This window comes from Arthrobacter sp. LAR12-1-1.1, assembly GCF_040676555.1.
GTDB lineage: Bacteria > Actinomycetota > Actinomycetes > Actinomycetales > Micrococcaceae > Arthrobacter.
The window spans coordinates 12,477-31,514 of record NZ_JBEGIG010000020.1 but is presented as its reverse complement, the minus strand read 5'-3'; the positions used below and the strand labels follow the sequence as shown (position 1 = coordinate 31,514).

General features: G+C 62.4%; 10 protein-coding genes and 3 pseudogenes. 6 read left to right on the top strand and 7 right to left on the bottom strand.

Translation table 11 applies throughout. The annotated features are described in order from the left end of the window. Positions 1–124 precede the first annotated feature (124 nt). From MRBLAR12_RS12715 to MRBLAR12_RS12705, 3 genes and pseudogenes are all read left to right on the top strand, one after another. A pseudogene (locus MRBLAR12_RS12715) lies at positions 125–241 on the top strand (histidine phosphatase); the annotation flags it as partial. 24 nt (positions 242–265) lie between these two features. After that, positions 266–820 (top strand): DUF3090 domain-containing protein, encoded by a 555-nt coding sequence (locus tag MRBLAR12_RS12710; RefSeq protein ID WP_364746474.1) that lies wholly within the window; start codon positions 266–268, stop codon positions 818–820. After that, positions 820–954, top strand: a pseudogene (locus MRBLAR12_RS12705) (phosphatidylinositol kinase); the annotation flags it as partial. The gene MRBLAR12_RS12710 and the pseudogene MRBLAR12_RS12705, both read left to right, overlap by 1 nt. Positions 955–1,196: 242 nt before the next feature. Here MRBLAR12_RS12705 and MRBLAR12_RS12700 read toward each other — a convergent pair. Further along, positions 1,197–3,068: a glycoside hydrolase family 15 protein gene (locus MRBLAR12_RS12700; protein WP_229994531.1), complete on the bottom strand. Its 1,872-nt coding sequence runs from the start codon at positions 3,066–3,068 to the stop codon at positions 1,197–1,199. Positions 3,069–3,398: 330 nt separating this feature from the next. Between MRBLAR12_RS12700 and MRBLAR12_RS12695 the strand changes: the two genes are divergently transcribed. Then, positions 3,399–3,836, top strand: a complete 438-nt coding sequence (locus MRBLAR12_RS12695; protein WP_229994530.1) for a hypothetical protein — start codon at positions 3,399–3,401, stop codon at positions 3,834–3,836. Positions 3,837–5,120: 1,284 nt separating this feature from the next. Here the strand turns inward: MRBLAR12_RS12695 and MRBLAR12_RS12690 are convergent. Next, a pseudogene (locus MRBLAR12_RS12690) lies at positions 5,121–6,263 on the bottom strand (IS3 family transposase). 169 nt (positions 6,264–6,432) lie between these two features. Here MRBLAR12_RS12690 and MRBLAR12_RS12685 point away from each other — a divergent pair. Together MRBLAR12_RS12685 and MRBLAR12_RS12680 are read left to right on the top strand one after the other, a co-directional pair. Beyond that, positions 6,433–8,298, top strand: coding sequence for a glycoside hydrolase family 15 protein (locus MRBLAR12_RS12685; RefSeq protein WP_356815773.1), 1,866 nt, complete (start codon positions 6,433–6,435; stop codon positions 8,296–8,298). A gap of 633 nt (positions 8,299–8,931) precedes the next feature. Then, complete coding sequence (locus tag MRBLAR12_RS12680) at positions 8,932–9,345, top strand: hypothetical protein (RefSeq protein WP_364746472.1); 414 nt, start codon at positions 8,932–8,934, stop codon at positions 9,343–9,345. A 38-nt stretch (positions 9,346–9,383) separates the two neighbouring features. Here MRBLAR12_RS12680 and MRBLAR12_RS12675 read toward each other — a convergent pair whose 3' ends face one another. From MRBLAR12_RS12675 to MRBLAR12_RS12655, 5 genes are all read right to left on the bottom strand, one after another. Further along, on the bottom strand, positions 9,384–10,061 hold the full coding sequence (locus MRBLAR12_RS12675) for a response regulator transcription factor (RefSeq protein ID WP_229994525.1): 678 nt from the start codon (positions 10,059–10,061) through the stop codon (positions 9,384–9,386). Further along, positions 10,058–11,617, bottom strand: coding sequence for a sensor histidine kinase (locus MRBLAR12_RS12670; protein WP_364746476.1), 1,560 nt, complete (start codon positions 11,615–11,617; stop codon positions 10,058–10,060). The genes MRBLAR12_RS12675 and MRBLAR12_RS12670 overlap by 4 nt, the downstream gene beginning before the upstream one ends. A gap of 727 nt (positions 11,618–12,344) precedes the next feature. Further along, on the bottom strand, positions 12,345–16,586 hold the full coding sequence (locus MRBLAR12_RS12665; RefSeq protein ID WP_364746470.1) for a TIR domain-containing protein: 4,242 nt from the start codon (positions 16,584–16,586) through the stop codon (positions 12,345–12,347). A gap of 845 nt (positions 16,587–17,431) precedes the next feature. After that, complete coding sequence (locus MRBLAR12_RS12660; RefSeq protein ID WP_229994521.1) at positions 17,432–17,821, bottom strand: hypothetical protein; 390 nt, start codon at positions 17,819–17,821, stop codon at positions 17,432–17,434. 15 nt (positions 17,822–17,836) lie between these two features. Further along, positions 17,837–19,006: a patatin-like phospholipase family protein gene (locus MRBLAR12_RS12655; protein WP_364746468.1), complete on the bottom strand. Its 1,170-nt coding sequence runs from the start codon at positions 19,004–19,006 to the stop codon at positions 17,837–17,839. Positions 19,007–19,038 lie beyond the last annotated feature (32 nt).

The window sequence follows — 19,038 nt, the reverse complement described above, 5'->3', positions numbered from 1 at the left end:
CGACGCCCGGAGGAGTCCGGCATCAGGTCCTCAATCAGAGCCCACTGGTCATCAGTCAAAACGGAAGTACGTGACACCCGTCCACTATTTCAAAAACCACGCCCCGAATTAGGAGACACGCCCTAGTCGGCCGAGCGTCTACGCGACCAACACCGACGCGGGTGATCTGTCGTGGCTGTCGAACGGCATCCACTCTGGCGATGCGCCGGTGGGCGGCGGTGCAGGGCACAAGGCGCCATGAACCTCATCTGCCTAGAATACTGACATGCCTACACGTGTTCACGAGTTTGCCTGGCCTGATCGGGTCGTCGTTGGCACCATTGGCCTTCCGGGGGCGCGCACGTTCTACCTGCAGGTGCGCGCAGGGACGCAGATCGTGAGTATTGCCCTAGAGAAGCAGCAGTCGGCTCTGCTCGCGGAGAAGATCGACGAAATTCTCGACCAGCTCATCACCGTCGAGGGCAACCCCTTCAGCGTTCCCACGAGTACTCCCATTGAACTTGTCGACAATGACCAGCTCGAGGCCGTTCAGGAGCAGTTTCGCACCGGCGCCATGAGCTTAGGGTGGGACCCAACCACGGCCCAGGTCGTAATAGAGGCCCACCCCATCACCGATGTCGATGCTGATGACAACGGCGAATCGCTTGATGAGGACGGCGCTAACGCGCCCGAAATGCTGCTGGTGCGAATGCCGGTCGGCACCGCCCGCGCATTCGCCAAGCGCACCCGTGAGATCGTGGGCGCCGGGCGTCCGACGTGCTCGCTCTGCGGTTACCCCGTAGACGCCGACGGGCACATCTGCACCCTTCCCGAGGTCTGATGCCAGCGCCGGACCTAGTGACCGCCGAGCTGACGCTCACCGGCCGCATCACGACGGCTTCAAACGCTACATTTCTGGGCAGCATCGGCGACGTGGTGGTCGTCTATAAGCCGATAGCAGGCGCCGTTCCCATCGTCTCGGCGACCGCCGTACCGGCGCTGCTGTTGGGCGCGGCCAGGCTGGGCTGGCTGGACGCTGAGCAGGCTCTGCTGCTTGCGATGGCCGTCATCATCTTGCGGCTGGCCTCACTCGGCTGGGTGGTGGGTCATCTGCGGCAGCAACGTGCCTCAATCCGCACTTTCCTCTCCGGTATGCTGCTGGCCCTCGCCGGCATAGCTGCCGCCACCCTGAAATGGTGGCTGACGCACTGAGGAACTTATCCCGCTACTCTCCGCACCCGCCCCGGGCGGCCCTTCTGTTCCGCGGCGTCCAGGCAGCCGTTCAGAGTCATTGCGGCATCGATGAGGGCGAGGTGCGTAATGGCCTGCGGGAAATTTCCCAGCTGCTCACCGGTGGCCGCGATCTCTTCGGCGTACAGGCCGAGGTGGTTGGCATAGGTCAGCATCGTCTCGAAAATAAGGCGTGCGTCCTCAATGCGGCCCGCTCGCGCCAGGGCGTCCACGTAGAGGAAACTGCACATGGAGAACGTCCCTTCGTGGCCGCCGAGCCCGTCGGGAGACGCGCTCGGGTCGTAGCGGAAGACCAGGCTGTCAGACACCAGTTCGGTGTGCATCGCGCGGAGGGTTGACTGCCACATGGGATCCTCCGGGGCCACGAAGCCGACCTGAGGCATCTTTAACAGGGAGGCGTCGAGTACCGTATCGCCGTAATGCTGCACGAAGGCTTCACGTTCGGCGCTCCAGCCCTTGTCCATAATCTGGTTGTAGATCGCGTCCCGCTCGGCCATCCATCGCGATAGGGGCGCCGGCCGGCCATGCGCCGTCGCGAGTCGGATGGCGCGGTCGAACGCGACCCAGCACATCAATCTCCCGTACGTGAAGTCCTTGCGACCGCCCCGGGTCTCCCAGATTCCCTCGTCCGGCCGGTCCCAGTTGTCGGCGAGCCACTCCAGCACGTCGCAAATGGCGAGCCATCCGGGCTGGCCGATCCTGACGCCGAAGCGGTCGATGTAGTGGATGGCGTCGAGCGCTTCGCCGTAGATGTCCAGCTGAAGCTGTCCGGCAGCTCCGTTCCCGATCCGCACCGGGTATGAGCCGCGGTAGCCCTCCCAGCCGGCCAAGACCTCCTCGTCGAGTTCGCGGCTGCCGTCCACTCGGTACATGATGTTTAGCGGGCCGGTGCCGCTGTCCAGCGGTTCGGCAACCCGGTCGCCGAGCCACCGTCTGAAGGCGATGGCCTCCTCCACGAAACCCATCCGAACCAGCGTGTGCACAGAAAAGGATGCGTCCCGCACCCAGGTGAAGCGGTAGTCCCAGTTGCGTTCCCCTCCGATCTCTTCCGGCAGGCCGGCGGTGGGAGCGGCCACCAGGGCCCCGGTCGGCGCATAGGTCAGCAGCTTCAGTGTGATGGCGGACCGCTCCAGCACCTCCCGCCAGCGGCCGGTGTACGTGGATTGGCTGAGCCAGTTCTGCCAGAAGTGCGCGGTGGCGTCTGCCAGCCGCTGGGCCTCTGCGGGACGTATCTTCCGCGGCTCAGCATCCGGAGCCGTGTCCAGAACGACGCCGCGCACCTGGCCTTCCTCCAGACTCAGCGAAAGGTGCAGGTCGCCGTCGACTGTGGCGTCATAGCTGTCGGGAGTTTCGTCCCCCTCCTCGCCGATGCGGCTGAGGGCCAGCCGGGCCTCCCCGGCATCGAAGAGGGCGCCGTCGCCGCCGACGCTGAGCCGGTGAGTCCGCCGGCCGTAGTCGAACCGGGGGGCCACCTCGATGTCGAAAGAAATCCGTCCCCGCGCGCATCGCACCATCCGGATCAGGCGATGCTCTTCGCTGGGCGACGTGCCGGTCTTGGGCATGAAGTCGACCAGTTCGCCGACCCCTCCCTTGGTCAGGAATCGCGTGATGAGGATCGCCGTGTCAGGAAGGTAGAGCTGCTTCGTGGCGAACGCTTCGGCGACAGGCCGGGTGCTGAAGTGACCGCCGCGGGCATGGTCAAGCAGCGACGCGAAGATGCTGGGTGAGTCGAAGCGTGGACTGCAAAACCAGTCCAGGGTGCCGTCGGTGGCGACCAGCGCCGCCGTCTGCAGGTCACCGATGAGACCATGGTCGGCGATCAATGGATACTCGTTCATGACGATCTACTCCTCGGGAACCGAAGGATGGCGGACCGCGGCATGGACGTCAGCTACTTCATTGCGCAGGGCGTCGACTGCCCACGTCAGCCACATGATAGGCGCAGGTTCGCGGCTTCTACAAGGAGCCGACGAAACCCGCGAGCACTGGACCGCTGCCGCCTCCCGGGAATCAGCGGAGCCTACCTCTGGCCTTGCGGCATGCTGGTGCTTCCCCGTCGCGGAGCGGGTCGAGAAGCCCCTGCACGGCCGTCGCGAACATGGCGCTCCGGCATCCGGGCATCGCTCTGGCCATTACCGCTGGCCCCGAATTTTGCGGCGGCGTCCCGCGTGTGGCTTGGACATGCCCATCGCCGCCCGACGTGCGGCGCCGGCAAAGGCCAGCCCTGCTTCCGGGTCGTCTCCGGCAACGTGAAGGAACTGCGCCGGCTGCACCGTTCCCCGGCTCCGGTGAAGAAGCCGAGCACCCGGGCCAGGCACGCCCGCCAGGCGCACAAGGACGCACAGGACCTGGGTACGATCATTCCCGTCCACCCGACCCGGCTCCGAGTGGACCGGTCCCCGCGCCTCGCCGCCGGCCAGGTCTACGCGACGCACACCGGAAAGCTCTACCACCCGGTCTGGTGCATCGTCGTCGCCACCAAATGGGACACCGACCCGGACGGGCTCGTGCTCATCGCCGAAAAGTGGTATCTAACAGCGGTATGGCGAAGCCGATCGCGAAACCGCTGGAGACTGCGAAGAATCCTTTGTCCGGATCCGAATTGAACATCGCGAGTGTCGAAACTACCAAGCCGATGAAATAGATAAACAAGCGAGCCACGCTATGACTCCCTAACCGCAGTTGTTGGCGAGCTGCTGAGCCGATTCGAGTAGGCAGAGCTGTCGCCGCCATTCAGGAATCTACGGTTGACGTGGCTTGAGTGGAGAGCTCGAATATGCCAGTTGTGTTGACGTTGCTCGACCTCGATCTCGGTCAGCTGGACGCTGAACTCATGCGCTAGCATGCTATTGCGCGCACCCAGCGTTTCACACCCTTCCATCGATGGTGCCCGTCTCTTCGTCTTCAAAATACAACCTAAATACGGGTAGCCGGGAGAGGGCGCTGGATGGGCCAGGCTCGGGCTGAGCGCTTCCCCGTGGCCAAGGCAGAAACGATGCTTTGTGGAACTAGCCATGACCGAGGCCTGGATTACGTTCACGACTCACCCTCGCACTCAGACTCACGAGGACAACTACCTCTTCGAAGGACCAGCAGCGCTGGCGACGTCCTGCCCAGCTCCCTGTTCGACGATGAAGGCAGGAACTATCGCCGCGCGACCCGCCCCCGGCCAGGTCCATGCATCCACTCCGTCTTTGCGTTGACGGCGATACAGGACTGTCTCGGTCTTGTCGTCCTCCAAACGGGATCCCAGATAATTCAGAACGGGAACAGGAGCTATCGCGATGGGGCTCAGCAGCGATAGGCGCCGAAGACACCTCGGCCTTAGTTGCGAGTCCCGCAACTAAGACCGAGCATCTGTATCGCCAATTACCCAGGCTTCGCCAAGTACGCTGAGCCGTTTCGCCGACCAGCCGGGCAACCGCCAAGTAGCCTCCGGCCTAAACATTGACGGCCTAAGGACCAATGGACCAACTACGTTGGCCAGGGACCTACTAGGTTGTCAAAAGGACCAAGTTGGCTGGCAATCAGCAGCTAATTGGAAGACTTCCAACTAGGCGATGCGTTTCTTCCAAATAGGGTGCCGATCTAGCAATTAGGTCGACATCTCTCATCGCCAACTAAATCGGTCTTCGCCAAACGTCCAGTCCCATTTCGCCAACTAGTATTCAAACCGCCAAGTAGCCTCCGACCTCACACCGACGATGTGAGATGTAGATCATTTTGAAAGAACTTCCAACAAGGACTTGACGGGATCCCGCGGGGCACTTATCTGTGAACTGGGTCATCCCAGCCGGTCTAATTGGAAGTTTGGGCGCCGGTTCCCTTAGTTCTTGCCGGATCGGCCAGGGGCAGTTCGGGTCTGCCCCGGCTTTTGTTGACTCGGGGTTTTAGTCCGTTGTGAACGCGGTCCGGTTGATTGTTTCATATTCGATGGGCGTGAGTTTTCCCAGCCGTCGTTGCCGTCGCCGGCGGTGTAGGTCCTTTCGATCCAGTCGTGATGGCGAGGCGCAGTTCCTGTCTGGTGAGCCACCGCTGACGGTCCAGGACGTTTTCTGCAGCTGCGAGAAGAACGATTCCATCGCGGCGTTATCCGCACACGCGCCGACCCTGCCCATCGATCCTGTCGGGTCCATCACTGTGCGAGTCAAGAACCCCCGGGAATACCGGTAGGGACAGGCTCACTGTCCGAGTGCACGACGCTCCTTCCTGGACGGTGAGCCCGCACCGCGTTCTCCAGCGCGGCAACGGCCAGCGAGGACTTCATCCGCGAGTCCATCGAGTACCCGACGATCCTCCCGGAATACACGTCCTTCACCGCGCAGAGGTAGAGCTTCCCTTCGGCAGTGGGGTGCTCCGTGATGTCGGTCAACCACGGCTCGTTCGGTGCCGTGGCGGTGAAGTCCCGCTCCACCAGGTCATCGTGTTCCGGTGGCCCCGGCTCCGGTTCAGGCCCCGCTTCTTGGAGCACACCGACCAGATGCCGTGGCCCCTGCACAAGCGCTGGACCCTGTTCTCACCCGCAGTGACACCCTTCTCGGGGAGTTCATCGGCGATAAACCGGTACCCGAACGCCGGATCATCGGCATGGATGCCCAGCGCGGCATTGACCAAGTGCGCATCGGCCCAGTCCCTGTCTGTCACCGGACTGGCTCTCCACGGGTCAAAGCCTTGCTTGTTGAATTCCAACACCCTGCAGGTCACCGCCACGGGGACACCGTCGGCGGCAAGATCCGTGACCAGCGGGTAGATCATTTTGGGTTGATGTCCCTGGCAAGATAGGCGCCAGCCCGGCGCAGAATCTCATTCTCCTGCTCCAACAACCGGTTCCGCTTCTTCAGTTCCCGCATCTCGGCCGACTCCGACGATGCCGGGCCGGCCCCGGATTCCTTACGCTCGGCGATGGCGATCCAGCGCTTCAGCGTAGTGACCGAGAGCCCGAAATCCTTCGCGATGTGCGCCAACGGCGCCTCGCCCTTGCGGGCCACATCAATAACATCCTGGCGGAACTCCGCCCTATAAGGCGTGGGCATGGTCAACATCTTTCCACGAGCACAAGCTCGCTAGGTCAAGGAGTCAACAAAACCGGGGGCAGTCCCGATGCGCCAGCAGGGCAAGCACGGCGCGCACGTGTCGAAGAACGTCGCCTTAGCGCGGCGGTAATAAAGATTCGTCACCGCGACTTAAATACTCGGGTCAGGAATGTGCCTCCGGCGCACCGTTGGTTGTGATTATGTTAGGAACATGACCCCACGGATCGAGGAATACGGTTTTATTTCCGACCTTCGCACTGGCGCGCTAATCTCACGAGAGGGCAGTATCGACTGGCTCTGCCTACCGCGGTTCGACTCTGAATCTGTTTTCGGAGCCTTAATTGGGACCACGGATCACGGCCGGTGGCTACTCGCCCCAGCTCATGAGGATAAACAGGTCACTGGTCGCGCCCAGTGCGTCCGCCGGTACTTGCCCTCCACTTTCATAATGGAGACGTGTTGGCGAACCGCAACCGGTGAAATCTTGGTCACCGAATACATGCCAATCGGTGGAAGAGGCAATGCACTGATCCGCAGGGTGCAGGGCTTACATGGGCACGTCCTGATGCGCCAAGAACTGGTGCTGCGGTTCGGCTACGGAAAGATCGTGCCGTGGGTTCATCGGATCCACGACGACGATGGGGAGGCGCTGCTTGCCATCGCCGGACCGCAAGCTGTGATGCTTAGAGCGGATGCGTTGCCCCTAGCTGGACCTGATTATTCGCACGTGGGTGAGTTCACCATCGAAGCCGGTCAGACACTCGATCTGCAATTACAGGCATTCTCATCCCACGATATGCCTCCGCCAGCGATCGACGTCGGTCGGGCGCTGCAAACGACTGCCACCTACTGGAGGAGCTGGTCGAGCAACTACATCCCACAAGGAACCTACGACAGGGAAGTAGAACGCTCACTGCTCGTCTTGCGCGCACTAACGCATGACAGGACCGGGGGAATTGTGGCCGCCCTGACCACCTCACTGCCAGAACATTTCGGCGGTAAACGCAACTGGGATTACCGCTACTGCTGGCTGCGTGATGCCGCCCTCACGCTGGATGCCATGATGACCCATGGTTTCCACCAGGAGGCACTGCAGTGGCGGAACTGGCTGCTCAGGGCTATCGCCGGCGACCCCCACGATATTCAAATCATGTATGGAGTTTCTGGTGAGCGTGACCTGCCCGAGCGGATTTTGGCCCACTTGCCGGGCTACGAAGGCTCCGCCCCAGTTCGGGTCGGCAACGGGGCTGTCCACCAATATCAAGGTGATGTTGTGGGTGAAGTCATGGTTGCCTTGGCAAGGCTCCGCAACCAAGGCGTGCATGAGGATCATTTTTCCTGGCCCCTCCAGCGAAAAATGCTTCTCTTTGTAGAGGACAACATCAAACGCAAGGATCACGGCATCTGGGAGATGAGGGGTGAGAAAAGGGACTTCACCCATTCCCGCGTCATGATGTGGGCCGCAATGGATTGCGGAGTAAGGGCTGTACAGGAACACGGGCTCGACGGCCCGGTGGAGCGATGGGTGGAGATCAGGGACGGACTCCGTGCCGAAATCTTGGAGCAGGGTTTCAACAGTGAAATCAACTCCTTTACCCAGACGTATGGGGGCACCGAGGTCGACGCGTCCCTGCTCGTTCTGCCACAAGTAGGCTTTCTGGCCTATAACGACGACAGAATTTTGGGAACGGTGTCTCGCTTGGAACGCGATCTGCTCGACGGGACCGGCTTGCTGATTCGCTACCGGACGGAAACTTGCCTGGACGGTCTTGAACCCGGAGAGCATCCGTTCCTTGCGTGCTCTTTCTGGCTCGTAGAGCAGTACGCCCGCAGCGGCCGGGTTCCCGAAGCAAAGACGCTAATGGACAGGCTCATCGGCTATGGAAATGACCTGGGACTACTAAGCGAGGAATACGACACAAACGGCAACCGCATGGCCGGAAATTATCCGCAGGCTTTCTCACACCTGACCCTTATAAGAGCTGCAGACGCTCTTGTCGGCGCGGCCCGTGATACCGCTACGACGACGGGCTAGGCACTCCACGTTGGCCCAGCGCGCGCCGGGGCTTCCTACCGCGATGCTCACGTAATCCCGCACGAGCGATGGCCCGGCATGACTACGCACCCTCCTCGCCGTCGAGCGGGCCGTCGTCCTTGGTCTCCTCGCCTTGGGAGATAACGAATGCGTGCGACGGACCCTGCAGTCGCCCTACCGCGGAAAGTTGTGGAGCTGCTGCACGCTGGCCCGCCTACATCCGCTGACTGATTCCATGCAGCGCCCGCAGGTGCGAGTATGCTGCGCGAGTCTGGCGGTGCGCTCAGAGTTGGTGCCGTGCACAGGTGAACTGCTTGATGGCCAGCATCGTTTTCATCGCTCACCGGTCAATTTGTAGCCGCCCGATTACCGCGCCGCTCAGGTCAAAGCCCTGGTGGAGACAACCTGTGAGTGCGGGTCGCGTTTGCCTTCGGCCCCACGCGTAGACCTCATGGCTCATTTGGCAGAGGGGCCGGCGACGCCGGAGACAGAGCTGCGCTGTCCGTTCCGCGAGAAAGCGTGCTGGCACGGATCCTGACCCCACAAGCCGGAAGGCACTATGGACCTAGCCAGATGGCACGGATCAACCGACGAGTTCCATTGCCTAGCCTCAGCAATCCGAAGGAGTACGTCATGTTGTCCATACCTGAATCGATAAGCACGATCCACCAGGGACAACGCACGGGTGACGAGGACTCGAGCCGACTCTTGGATCATCGCTGGACCAAAACACAGCTGCAGGCCACGGTCGAGATGGACAGGAAGGTCCAGAGGCATCCGCAGCACATGCTCGCACGGATGGCCCTAGCAAATTATGGGAATTCCTTGGACCTAGAACGCATTAGGACCGGCGTAGCGCGGTCGCTCGGAAGCGCTGCGGGCACGCATTACATCGTCGCCGCGCTACACCTGGCACATCTGGCGCTCACCTTCCCGCACGCACTGTCCGCCGCCCAGCGGGCCCTCCTCCTGGCCCCTCTGGAGGCAGCCGAAATTGCCGGGGCAGCAGCCGATAGCGTTTCGATGGACGGGACGATCGCTGCCTAGTAATTCCGTCCTCCCGTCGGAAGCGTGGCCACGGCCACTTATGCGGTACCTCGGCTCTGTCCGACTCCTCGAAGGTACGTGAGGACGGCAAGCACACGTCTGTGGTCCTCGGGCTCGGGCCTCAACTCGAGCTTAAGGAAAATACTCCGAATATGGGCCTCTACGGTCCGCTCACCCAAGAAGAGCGACTTCCCTATTGCCTGGTTGGTGCGCCCTTCGGCCATTAACTCAAGGACGCTCTTCTCCCGGCTCGTAAGGTCATCGCCTCGATCGTGACCTTTGTGTGGACGGGTCACCAGTCGTGTAACAAGCTCCGGATCGATGGCCGTTCCCCCCGCAGCTACGCGATGCAGGGCGTCAATGAATTCGTCAACATCGGACACCCGCTCTTTAAGCAGGTAGCCCAAGCCTTTGGCCCCATTCTTCAATAGGGACATCGCGTTTTCCGTTTCCACGTACTGGGACAGGAGGAGTACGCCTATCTCGGGGTGTCTGCTTTTTATTGTTTCGGCGGCCTGGATGCCTTCAATGGTGTAACTGGGGGGCATCCGGATGTCCACCACAGCTACGTCGGCCCCGTGTTTGTCAATCACTTCCAGCAGATGCGGGCCATCGGCAGCCTCACCTACGACTTCTAGACCTTCGGACTGCAACAGGGCGGACAATCCCCGGCGCAGTAATGCCGAGTCTTCAGCGATGGCAACACGCAGTGTCATGGCAGGTCGCCTTCCGGGTCCGTAGAGAAGGGAAGAACGGCAAGTATCGTCGTCCCTCTGCCTTCAGGACTGTCGATGGACAATAAGCCTCCCAGTGCCGCTGCCCGGTCCGCAATCCCCAGCAACCCGCCGTCGAGTCCCGGCCGCGCACCACCGATTCCGTTGTCCACGATCTCCATTCGCAACTCCTTTTCGTTTCCGTCGATGCAGATTCGCACCCAGGCCGCCTTGGCATACTTCGTAGCATTGGTGACGGCTTCTGCGCAGATGAAGTAGGCAGCCAGCTCCACGTGAGCCGGAAGCCTATGGTCCGTCCTGAGGTCCAGCTCCATGGGCAGTGATGATCGCTCCGCTAACGCGGTCAGGGAGCCCACCAAACCTCTCTCCCGAAGCGAGGGGGGATACACGCCCCTCGCCAATTCGCGCAACTCGTCAAGTGCATCCAAAAGCTCGGCCCTTGCCTGCCCGACTAGGCTTTGTACCTCCTGCGAATCCGTCATCCGCTGGGCCCGCGCCAGCTCCATCGACACGGCAACCAGACGTTGCTGAGCTCCGTCGTGAAGATCCCGTTCAAGCTGGCGACGCCGGGAGTCGCCAGCCGTTACGATTCGCTCCCTGGAGCGACGGACCTCAATGAGTTGGTCCCGGAGCTGTTGTTCCATCTGCTGGTTTTCCAACGCCAGCGACGTTGCGCTGCGCACGGCGGCAAGCAACTGCGGCTGGTCCTGGAGGGTTTCGTCAAAAACCAGGGCCCCTATTGGTGTTCCGTGGCGTTCCAAGACCATGGAGGCGCGTCCGGTTGAACCATTCGGCAACGCCTGGGGAACTCCCTTGCTGTCAACAAAGGACGCCTGATCGGGGAACCAACGCAGCAAAGTGAGGGTGGGGTCATGGACTGATCGCCGAAGCGCGCCGATTAGTCTGTCGCTAACCGGGGCTGAGCCCACTTCCACCATGAGATCACCCAATGTGCCACGCGCGAAACGGTAGCGCCACAGACCAAACAATACTGCCAGCGGCACAATTGCGGTCGCCGGATATTGCCAGAGCAACGCTTCCGAGGACAGAGATCCAGACAGTTGGATCACCGCGAGGGACACCCACACGGTGGCCGCTGTTTTTACGATTACGGCAAGCCATAGCGGCAGGAATGCCGACCGGTAGGCCTTTGTCCCTGCGCGCCAACGGGCGATCAGGACCGTTACGATCGCGACTCCCACCGAGATCTGAAATATGCGGATTGCGTTCCCGAGGGTGGTCATGAGAGACGGGCTGTCCCAGAGAAGCAACAGATTGCGGGACGTGGACTCCCCTGCCGTGACATGGAGGCGTGGATCAAAGAAGGCCCAGCCTGCTACGGGGGCAAACAGCCAAAAAATGTAGAAGAACGCTACGGCAGTTTTTTCAGCTCGGCCGCGCAGCGTTCCTGACGGAAAGCTGAGCGCCAACTGCAGCAAAGGAGGCTGATACATCAGCGTAAGAGTTACACCGAGCGTAAACGCCACCGGGTCGCTGGAACGGCGAATCCCGGACGCCAGCCAAAGCCAACCCGCCACAATCAACAACAGCCCCGGATTCCGGGAAGGCCGGCTCCGCCACGCCGTCACACCAGCCAGAACGAATGCTAAGCCCACGCCCAAGAACAGTGTGAGTTCAAAAACTGTAAACGGAATCCGGTTCGGATTCTCCCCCCACCGGAGTACCCCTTGGGCATTCAAACTTAAGGTTCGAGCAGGGTCCTGTAGGGCTGTGGGTGACCAATCGACGCAGACCACGACTAGGATTACGAAGCCCGTCGTCACCCCGATTACAGAAGTGAGTTGTCGCGGAGTCATTTGCACTTCCGTCCCAGGGCAATTCCGAGGCCGGGATCTCCATCTCAGCTACATGTGTTACAGCCTCAGCCACGGTCATTAACAAGCCAGCCCTTGGGTCAAATTTGGGAACGCCTTCTGCTGGCGCGGAGCAACGGAAGGAGTCGTCATTCGCCGTACAAAGGCCCGGGCCCAATGCGGACGCACATTCCAGCGGACAGAAAGTTTCCCTCCCACCTCCAAAGGTGGACGAAAATGACGGTGAAAGACGACCAAGCACACCGTCGTGATGACGTGGGGCCCGCAATGCAATCTGCCCCTCAACTTGACCCACAGCATCTTTCATACTCGGAGTCGTGCCTCCGTTGTAGCACTGTGCACCGGCCAGAGCAATATACACGGATATTCGGCTTATTACTTCGTCCTCTGGTCACGTTCTGCCCATGGGTGGATTTGCTTCCGCCTGGTCTCAATCTTGGCTTGGGTTAGTATTTTTCCGACGGTTGCCTGGCGTGTCCGGGGGAACGGTAAGGCCGGGGCAGACCTCGATGTAGTCGATGCCCGGAGCCACCCACTCACGCCACTGTTTGTGGCTGATGTTCTGGGAAAGTTTGGTACACAATGTGTCGGACGGGGTCTGGGGTGCGGGCCACAGCCTCACTGTGCTGTCGTCGCTCCCGGAGGCGATTCGGCGGCCGTCGGGGCTAAACGCAACGCTGTACACCGAGCCCTGGTGTCCGGTCATCGGTCTAACGAGGGGCTGACCCGTCTCCGCGTCCCACAGCCGCACCGTGCCGTCGTTACCCCCGGTGCTGATTCGGCGGCCGTCGGGGCTAAACGCCACGCTGTACACCCCATTCAAGTGCCCAGTCATCGGCTTACCGAGGGACTTGCCCGTTTCCGGGTCCCACCGCTCCACTGTGCCATCGGTGCCGCCGGAGGCGATCCGGCGCCCGTCGGGGCTGAACGCAACGCTCGTCACTGCATCCTTGTGTCCGGTCAAAGGCTCGCCGAGGGCCCGGCCCGTCTCTGCGTCCCAACGCCTTATCGTGCCATCGGTGCCGCCGGAGACGATCCGGCGCCCGTCGGGGCTGAACGCAACACTCGTCACCGCATCCTTGTGTCCGTTCAAAGGCTCGCCGAGGGCCCGGCCCGTCTCCGCGTCCCACCGCCGCACCGTACCGTCTCGGCTGCCGGAAACGATCCGGTGGCCGTCGGGGCTGAACGCAACACTCGTCACCGCATCCTTGTGTCCGGTCAAAGGCTCGCCGAGGGCCCGGCCCGTCTCCGCGTCCCACCGCCGCACCGTACCGTCTCGGCTGCCGGAAAGGATCCGGTGACCGTCGGGGCTGAACACAACACTCGTCACCGCATCCTTGTGTCCGGTCAAAGGCTCGCCGAGGGCCCGGCCCCTCTCGGCGTCCCACCGCCGCACCGTACCGTCTCGGCTGCCGGAAAGGATCCGGTGACCGTCGGGGCTGAACGCGACACTCGTCACCGCATCCTTGTGTCCTGTCATCGGTTTGCCGAGGTCCCGGCCCGTATCCGGGTTCCACAGCCGCAATGTGCCGTCGTTACCCCCCGAAAGGATCCGGTGGCCGTCGGGGCTGAACGCGACACTTGTCACCGCACCACGCTTGTTTCCGGTCATCGGTTCGCCGAGGGCCCGGCCCGTCTCCGGGTCCCACAGCCGCAATGTGCCGTCGTTACCCCCCGAAAGGATCCGGTGGCCGTCGGGGCTGAACGCGACACTCGTCACCGCACCCTTGTGTCCGGTCATCGGTTCGCCCAGGGCCCGGCCCGTCTCCGGGTCCCACACTCGAACCGTGCCGTCGTTACCGCCGGAAAGGATCCGGCGCCCGTCGGGGCTGAACGCAACACTCGTCACCGCCTCCTTGTGTCCGGTGATCGGTTCGCCGAGGGCCCGGCCCGTCTCCGGGTCCCACAGCCGCAATGTGCCGTCGTTACCGCCGGAAAGGATCCGGTGGCCGTCGGGGCTGAACGCAACACTCGTCACCGCACCCGCGTGTCCGGTCATCGGTGTGCCGAGGGCCCGGCCCGTCTCCGGGTCCCACACTCGAACCGTGCCGTCGTTACCGCCGGAAAGGATCCGGTGGCCGTCGGGGTCGAACGCGACACTCGTCACCGCACCCGCGTGTCCGGTCATCGGTGTGCCGAGGGCCCGGCCCGTCTCCGGGTCCCACACTCGAACCGTGCCGTCGTCGCCGCCGGAAAGGATCCGGCGCCCGTCGGGGCTGAACGCGACACCGTTTACCAGCTCTTTATGTCCACTCATCGGTTCGCCGAGAGCCTGGCCAGTTTCAGCATCCCACAGCCGCATCGTACCGTCTGGTCCGCCGGTGAGTATCCGGTTGCCGTCCGGGCTAAACGCCATACTGCTGATTTTGGCCGGCGTTTCTATGATTTTTTGCAGGTCGCGATTCATATTGACAGCGCTTAGTAGTGCGCCTTCGCCTCCCGCTGTCGAGGCAATCGCTTGTGCGGCGAGGATGCGCTTCAGACCGTTTGCATCGCCGCCGCCGCGGTTTCCTTCGAGCATGGACAGACCTTCCGATACAAGACGAAGAGCGGTGGCTTCGCGGTCGCGCGCGGTGGCCTCGCGCTCTGCAAAGGAGGCCCACACGAAGCCAGCCGCGGCAACCATGGTGATAACGACCGCTGATGCTAGGACGATCTTGAGTATGAGAGAGCGTTTCCGTAAATCCGCTGCGTGCGTTTCGGCCACTTCCTGCTTGTCGCGGGCAGCCCGTAGTTCGGCATCGTGCCGTCTCTTCTGAGCTGCGAGCCGTTCCTCCTCCCGGCTTCGGGAGGCGCGGAGGAACTCGCGGGCAGGCTCCAGCCGTTCCCGGAATCCGGGTTTTCCGAACAGTGTCTCGGCACGACTCAGCCTTTCTCCTTCGAAGAGCCACGCCTCGTTGCGGCCGCTGCGTTCCCAAGCGGCTGCGGCGCGTTCCAGGTTGTCGGCCTCCTTGAGGTCCTCCTGCTCGCTGGCCAGCCACCCGGCCAGATCCTGCCATTGGCGCAGCAGGCTCTCCAGAGCTACTTCGATCACGGTCTCCCCGCCGCGCTCGTCCCCGACCAACAAACGCCGGCCCACCATGGCGTCTATGAGTGGCCGGGCGTCGTTCGGTAGATCGGACAGGCGGGCGATCCGGCGAACCGGCTGGTCGTTGTCTGGGTTGATGGTCGCCAACCAGGGAATGAACGCAGATTTCAGCAGCTCCAACTGGCCCCGCCGCACTGCAGAGTCCGGCGACAGCAGAGTGTCGATCTCGTGTTGCACCACCTGCTGCATTCCACCCATCGCATGGTATTCGGCCAAACGGAGATCTCCGTCGCCGCCGTAGTCCTGGTACAGGCGTGCCAGGGTCAGCGAGAGCAACGGCAGGGTGTCCGCGCCCTGAACGCCTTCTTCCAGCAGCCGATCCACCAGAACAGTCTCGACTTCCAGCGGTCTCCCCGCCCCCGTGGCACGGGCTGCGGGGCCAAGGATGACCTCCCTGAACCGGGCGACCGGCATAGGTTTGAGCTCGTCGAAGACGACACTTTTAAGCCCGGCCAGCTCAGGTGCGGTCTGCAATGGTTCGTAGAAATCCGAACGGACCGTTGCGGCAACAATTAACGCCGGCACGGTCCCGTCTTCGTGATCCAGCAGTCCGGCAAGCAGATCCAGGAACCGGTGTGCCTGGGGGCCGGCGTCGGCACTGAAGAGCTCTTCGGCCTGGTCCAGCGGTAGGACCAGGGTCGGCGGCGGTGTCCCGACCGGCACCTCCAGCAGCCGTTCGGCGGCCGCCTGCCGGGCTTCGGCCAGCCACTCCTTCAGTTGTGCCGTGTCCACCCGAGTGCACGCATCCTTGATGGCTCCCAGAGTGGGGGTGTCCAGTCCCAGATGGATGCGCCTGGAATGGACCGCGCAGGCGAGGCCCCGGTCCCCGGTGAGCGGGTTGCGCTCGGGGCGCACGGTTTCCAGCACCAGGAACTGCCGGTCCTCACGCCGCAGCCGCGGCACGAGACCCGCCCGCAGGAACGAGGACTTGCCCGCGCCCGACGGACCCAGGATCACGAACAGCGACTCGACGCCGGAGCTGCGCATGGTACGCAGTGCATCCAAGCCCCGCACGATCTGTCCGTCCCGGCCGAAGAATACCGCCGCGTCCGCTTCCTCGAACGGTTCCCACCCCCGAAAGGGGGACCGTCCAGCATCCTTCGGCGGCGGCCAGGCGAAGTGCTCGGCCCCGATCCCTGCACGGCGCAGCCCCTGGTGCAGCCGCCGGAGGCCATCCATGAGAAAAACGACAGGGCTGTCTTGGCCCTCAATTGGAATGTCGGTGGTGGGTCCGTTGCCGAAGAGGTCGCAGCGCTGCCATTCGCCGGTGACGCCTTCCTCCTCCAGAGGCTCCAGCCGGGCACACAGGATCAGCTTTCCCAGATTCTCCGCGGTCCGGTACTCGGCCATGCATTCGCGGGAGGCCTCCCAGCTGGCAGAGAGCAGGCAGATTACCACCTCGCACCGCTCATTGGCCCGAAGCAGGGCCTCCTTCCACCGCTCACCCGGCGCAATACCCGTCACTGGATCAAGATCCAGGAAAATCTCGTCGGCAAGACCGGGGTCCTGCTGCACCAGCCACCGCTTCAATGCGATGGCCTGAGGGGTGTCCCGGCTCGAATGACTCAGAAAGATGCGTGACAAGTGATCACCCCGCTACAGGGCCGGTCTCCGCGTAGCAGCAACATTGTACTGTCACCGCCCTGGACGCCGGACTCGCACGACGCCCGGAAGTCGGCCGTCCCGATATGGCGCACGAATGTCCAAAATTTCGTCGCCTGCAAAGCTTCAAAGACTGTCCCGGCAGCACGGAAATGACGCGCTTCCCGGCCCTGCGATCATGACTGGTACGTCTGCAACCTCCACCGGCAGAGGGAAACGAGGGCCTTCCCATGGTGACAATGGTCCACCTGAGTGGACCGCACTGCAATGGCCAGTTCAAGTCGCCCTAAACCTCATCGCAATTGTCTTAACTCCTCAGGCGGATGAATGGGACGGCTCACGCGCAAACTCAGCTTCCAGAGCCAATGGCGACGTCTAGAACGTGCCCTCCATCGAATGAGCAGTCGTTTCCCGACTCCACTGAAAATGCACGCCATCCTATTTCGGATGCGACAGGATGAACGCGGCCAATCTGCGGTCTACAAACACCGCCATCTCCGGACGGCGGATTCGTTGTTCAGACGAACAGCAGGCTTCTGCATTCGCATATTCTGTTGTCCCACTTCCGCGGTCTTCGCCGGGTCATGCGCGCGTGGGTTGTACCGTCGCAACGGATTCGAGCTGACTGGAGAACGCACAATCCTCGAGAACTGGGAGTGCATCGCACAGGTCACAATGGCCCTGCTCTGACTGTATGAGCCGCTGCACAGGGTCTGGCGGCCGGGGCCCTGGAGGGGCGTTAGCCCCCCCCACGCCCACCAGGTCACCCTCCACTAGCCGATGTGCTTGCCGGCTATCCACGCCGCAGGCCAACACAGCCGCTTCCCTCACTGGTCCGGTTCGTAGCGGGAATTGAACCTTTCGGCGGTCATCGCGTAGCCATCGGTGCCGTCTTCGTTGTTGAACACGACGACGTCACCCCTGTCGTAGTAGGTGCGGCCTTCCTTGGTCACCACGCTGCCGGCTTCCGAGGCGACCTCAGCCCAGACCGGGGTGGATTTCACATAGGCACCGCGGTGGATCCGGCGGTAAGTGGCCGCAAAGACGTCCGCGTCGACGGTGTGAATGTCGCCGTCGTCGTCCACCAGCCAGTCCCCGGGCTTGCACTGCTGTTCGCCGCCCCACTTGCGGTAGCTGAACCCGTCGGTGTCCAGACGCAAAGGAATGGCGACGACGTACTGGTCCGGAAAGCGCCTGTAGCGTCGGAGCTCCCTCATAATAGCCCCTTCCGTTCACGCCTGCGGCAGGTCAAATACACTGCCAAAATCAGTTTCCCGCACATCCCGTGCCGCGGCCAGCCTGCCCAGCCGGTGGAGGGCCTCCATATTCCTCGGGGCATCCATCGCACTCAGCGAGGGGACGGTGTCCATAGCGGCAAGGGTTCCGTCCAGGGCGCGGACACTCTCCGGACGCAGGTCCACGTTATAACGCAGGTAACTCATCAACGGGGCACCGTTTAGAAGATCACCCTCCAGCTCCCCCAATTCCCGGTCAATCATCCTCGCGGTAGGGCTGGCGGACATCCACTGCAGCATTGTCTCCTGCAGCACGGCACAATCCTGCAGCACGGACTTCAGCGCCCGCACGGCATGACTGGCAGTCAGTTTTGCCATACTGACGGCAGGATCCACCGCGCCTGTCCCGACCGATACAAGCAGCAGCCTATCGGCACCGGTCTCCCAGCCCACACGGTAGCCTTCCAACGAGGCGTACATAAGCGCCTGCAGGGCAGGGTTGTTGAAGGGACTGACACCACCGTCGACGAAACTCCCGGTCACGGGGCTCACACTGCGTCCGCCAGTGATGGTGATCGTTTCCGGTACAAAGTAGGACGGCGCAGCGGTGGAGGCCCGGACAACCTGCCAGAGGGGATAATCCCGGTTTCCCATCCTGCCGTTGGCGCCAGCAACGAAATACCGTCCCCGGGGGTTGTTGCTCACCGGCCACGGACTGCCGCTGTCCAGGCGTTTGATGACCACCAGCAATCCGGTCAACAGCTCGGGGCCGCCCAAGGTGGTGTCCACACCGAAGAGATCCTTCAGCTCGGAAACCAGAGCCCGCTCGTCGTACCTGGCGCGCAGAAGAACCTGGCGCAACAGGCTTCGTTCGAACACACGCCGCCCAAGGCTGAAATACCTGTCCCTGACTTCGCCGACGCTCCGGCCTTGGGCAAGAGCCGCCGCGATGATCGCCCCGGTCGACGTGCCTGCAATCAGGTCGAAGTAATGGCAAAGACGGAAGCCGTCGGCGCCGCCATGGCGTTCCCGCAGCAGATCCTCGACCTTTTCCAGAATCCCGAGGCTCAAAATGCCACGCAAGCCGCCGCCGTCAAGTGCAAGAATGCGCTTCGGGCTGCCATCACCGCCGAAATGCTCGTCCCGGGTCAGAATCTGGTAGGGCATCTGGACGCCTCTTCTCATGTAGAGCCGCGTAA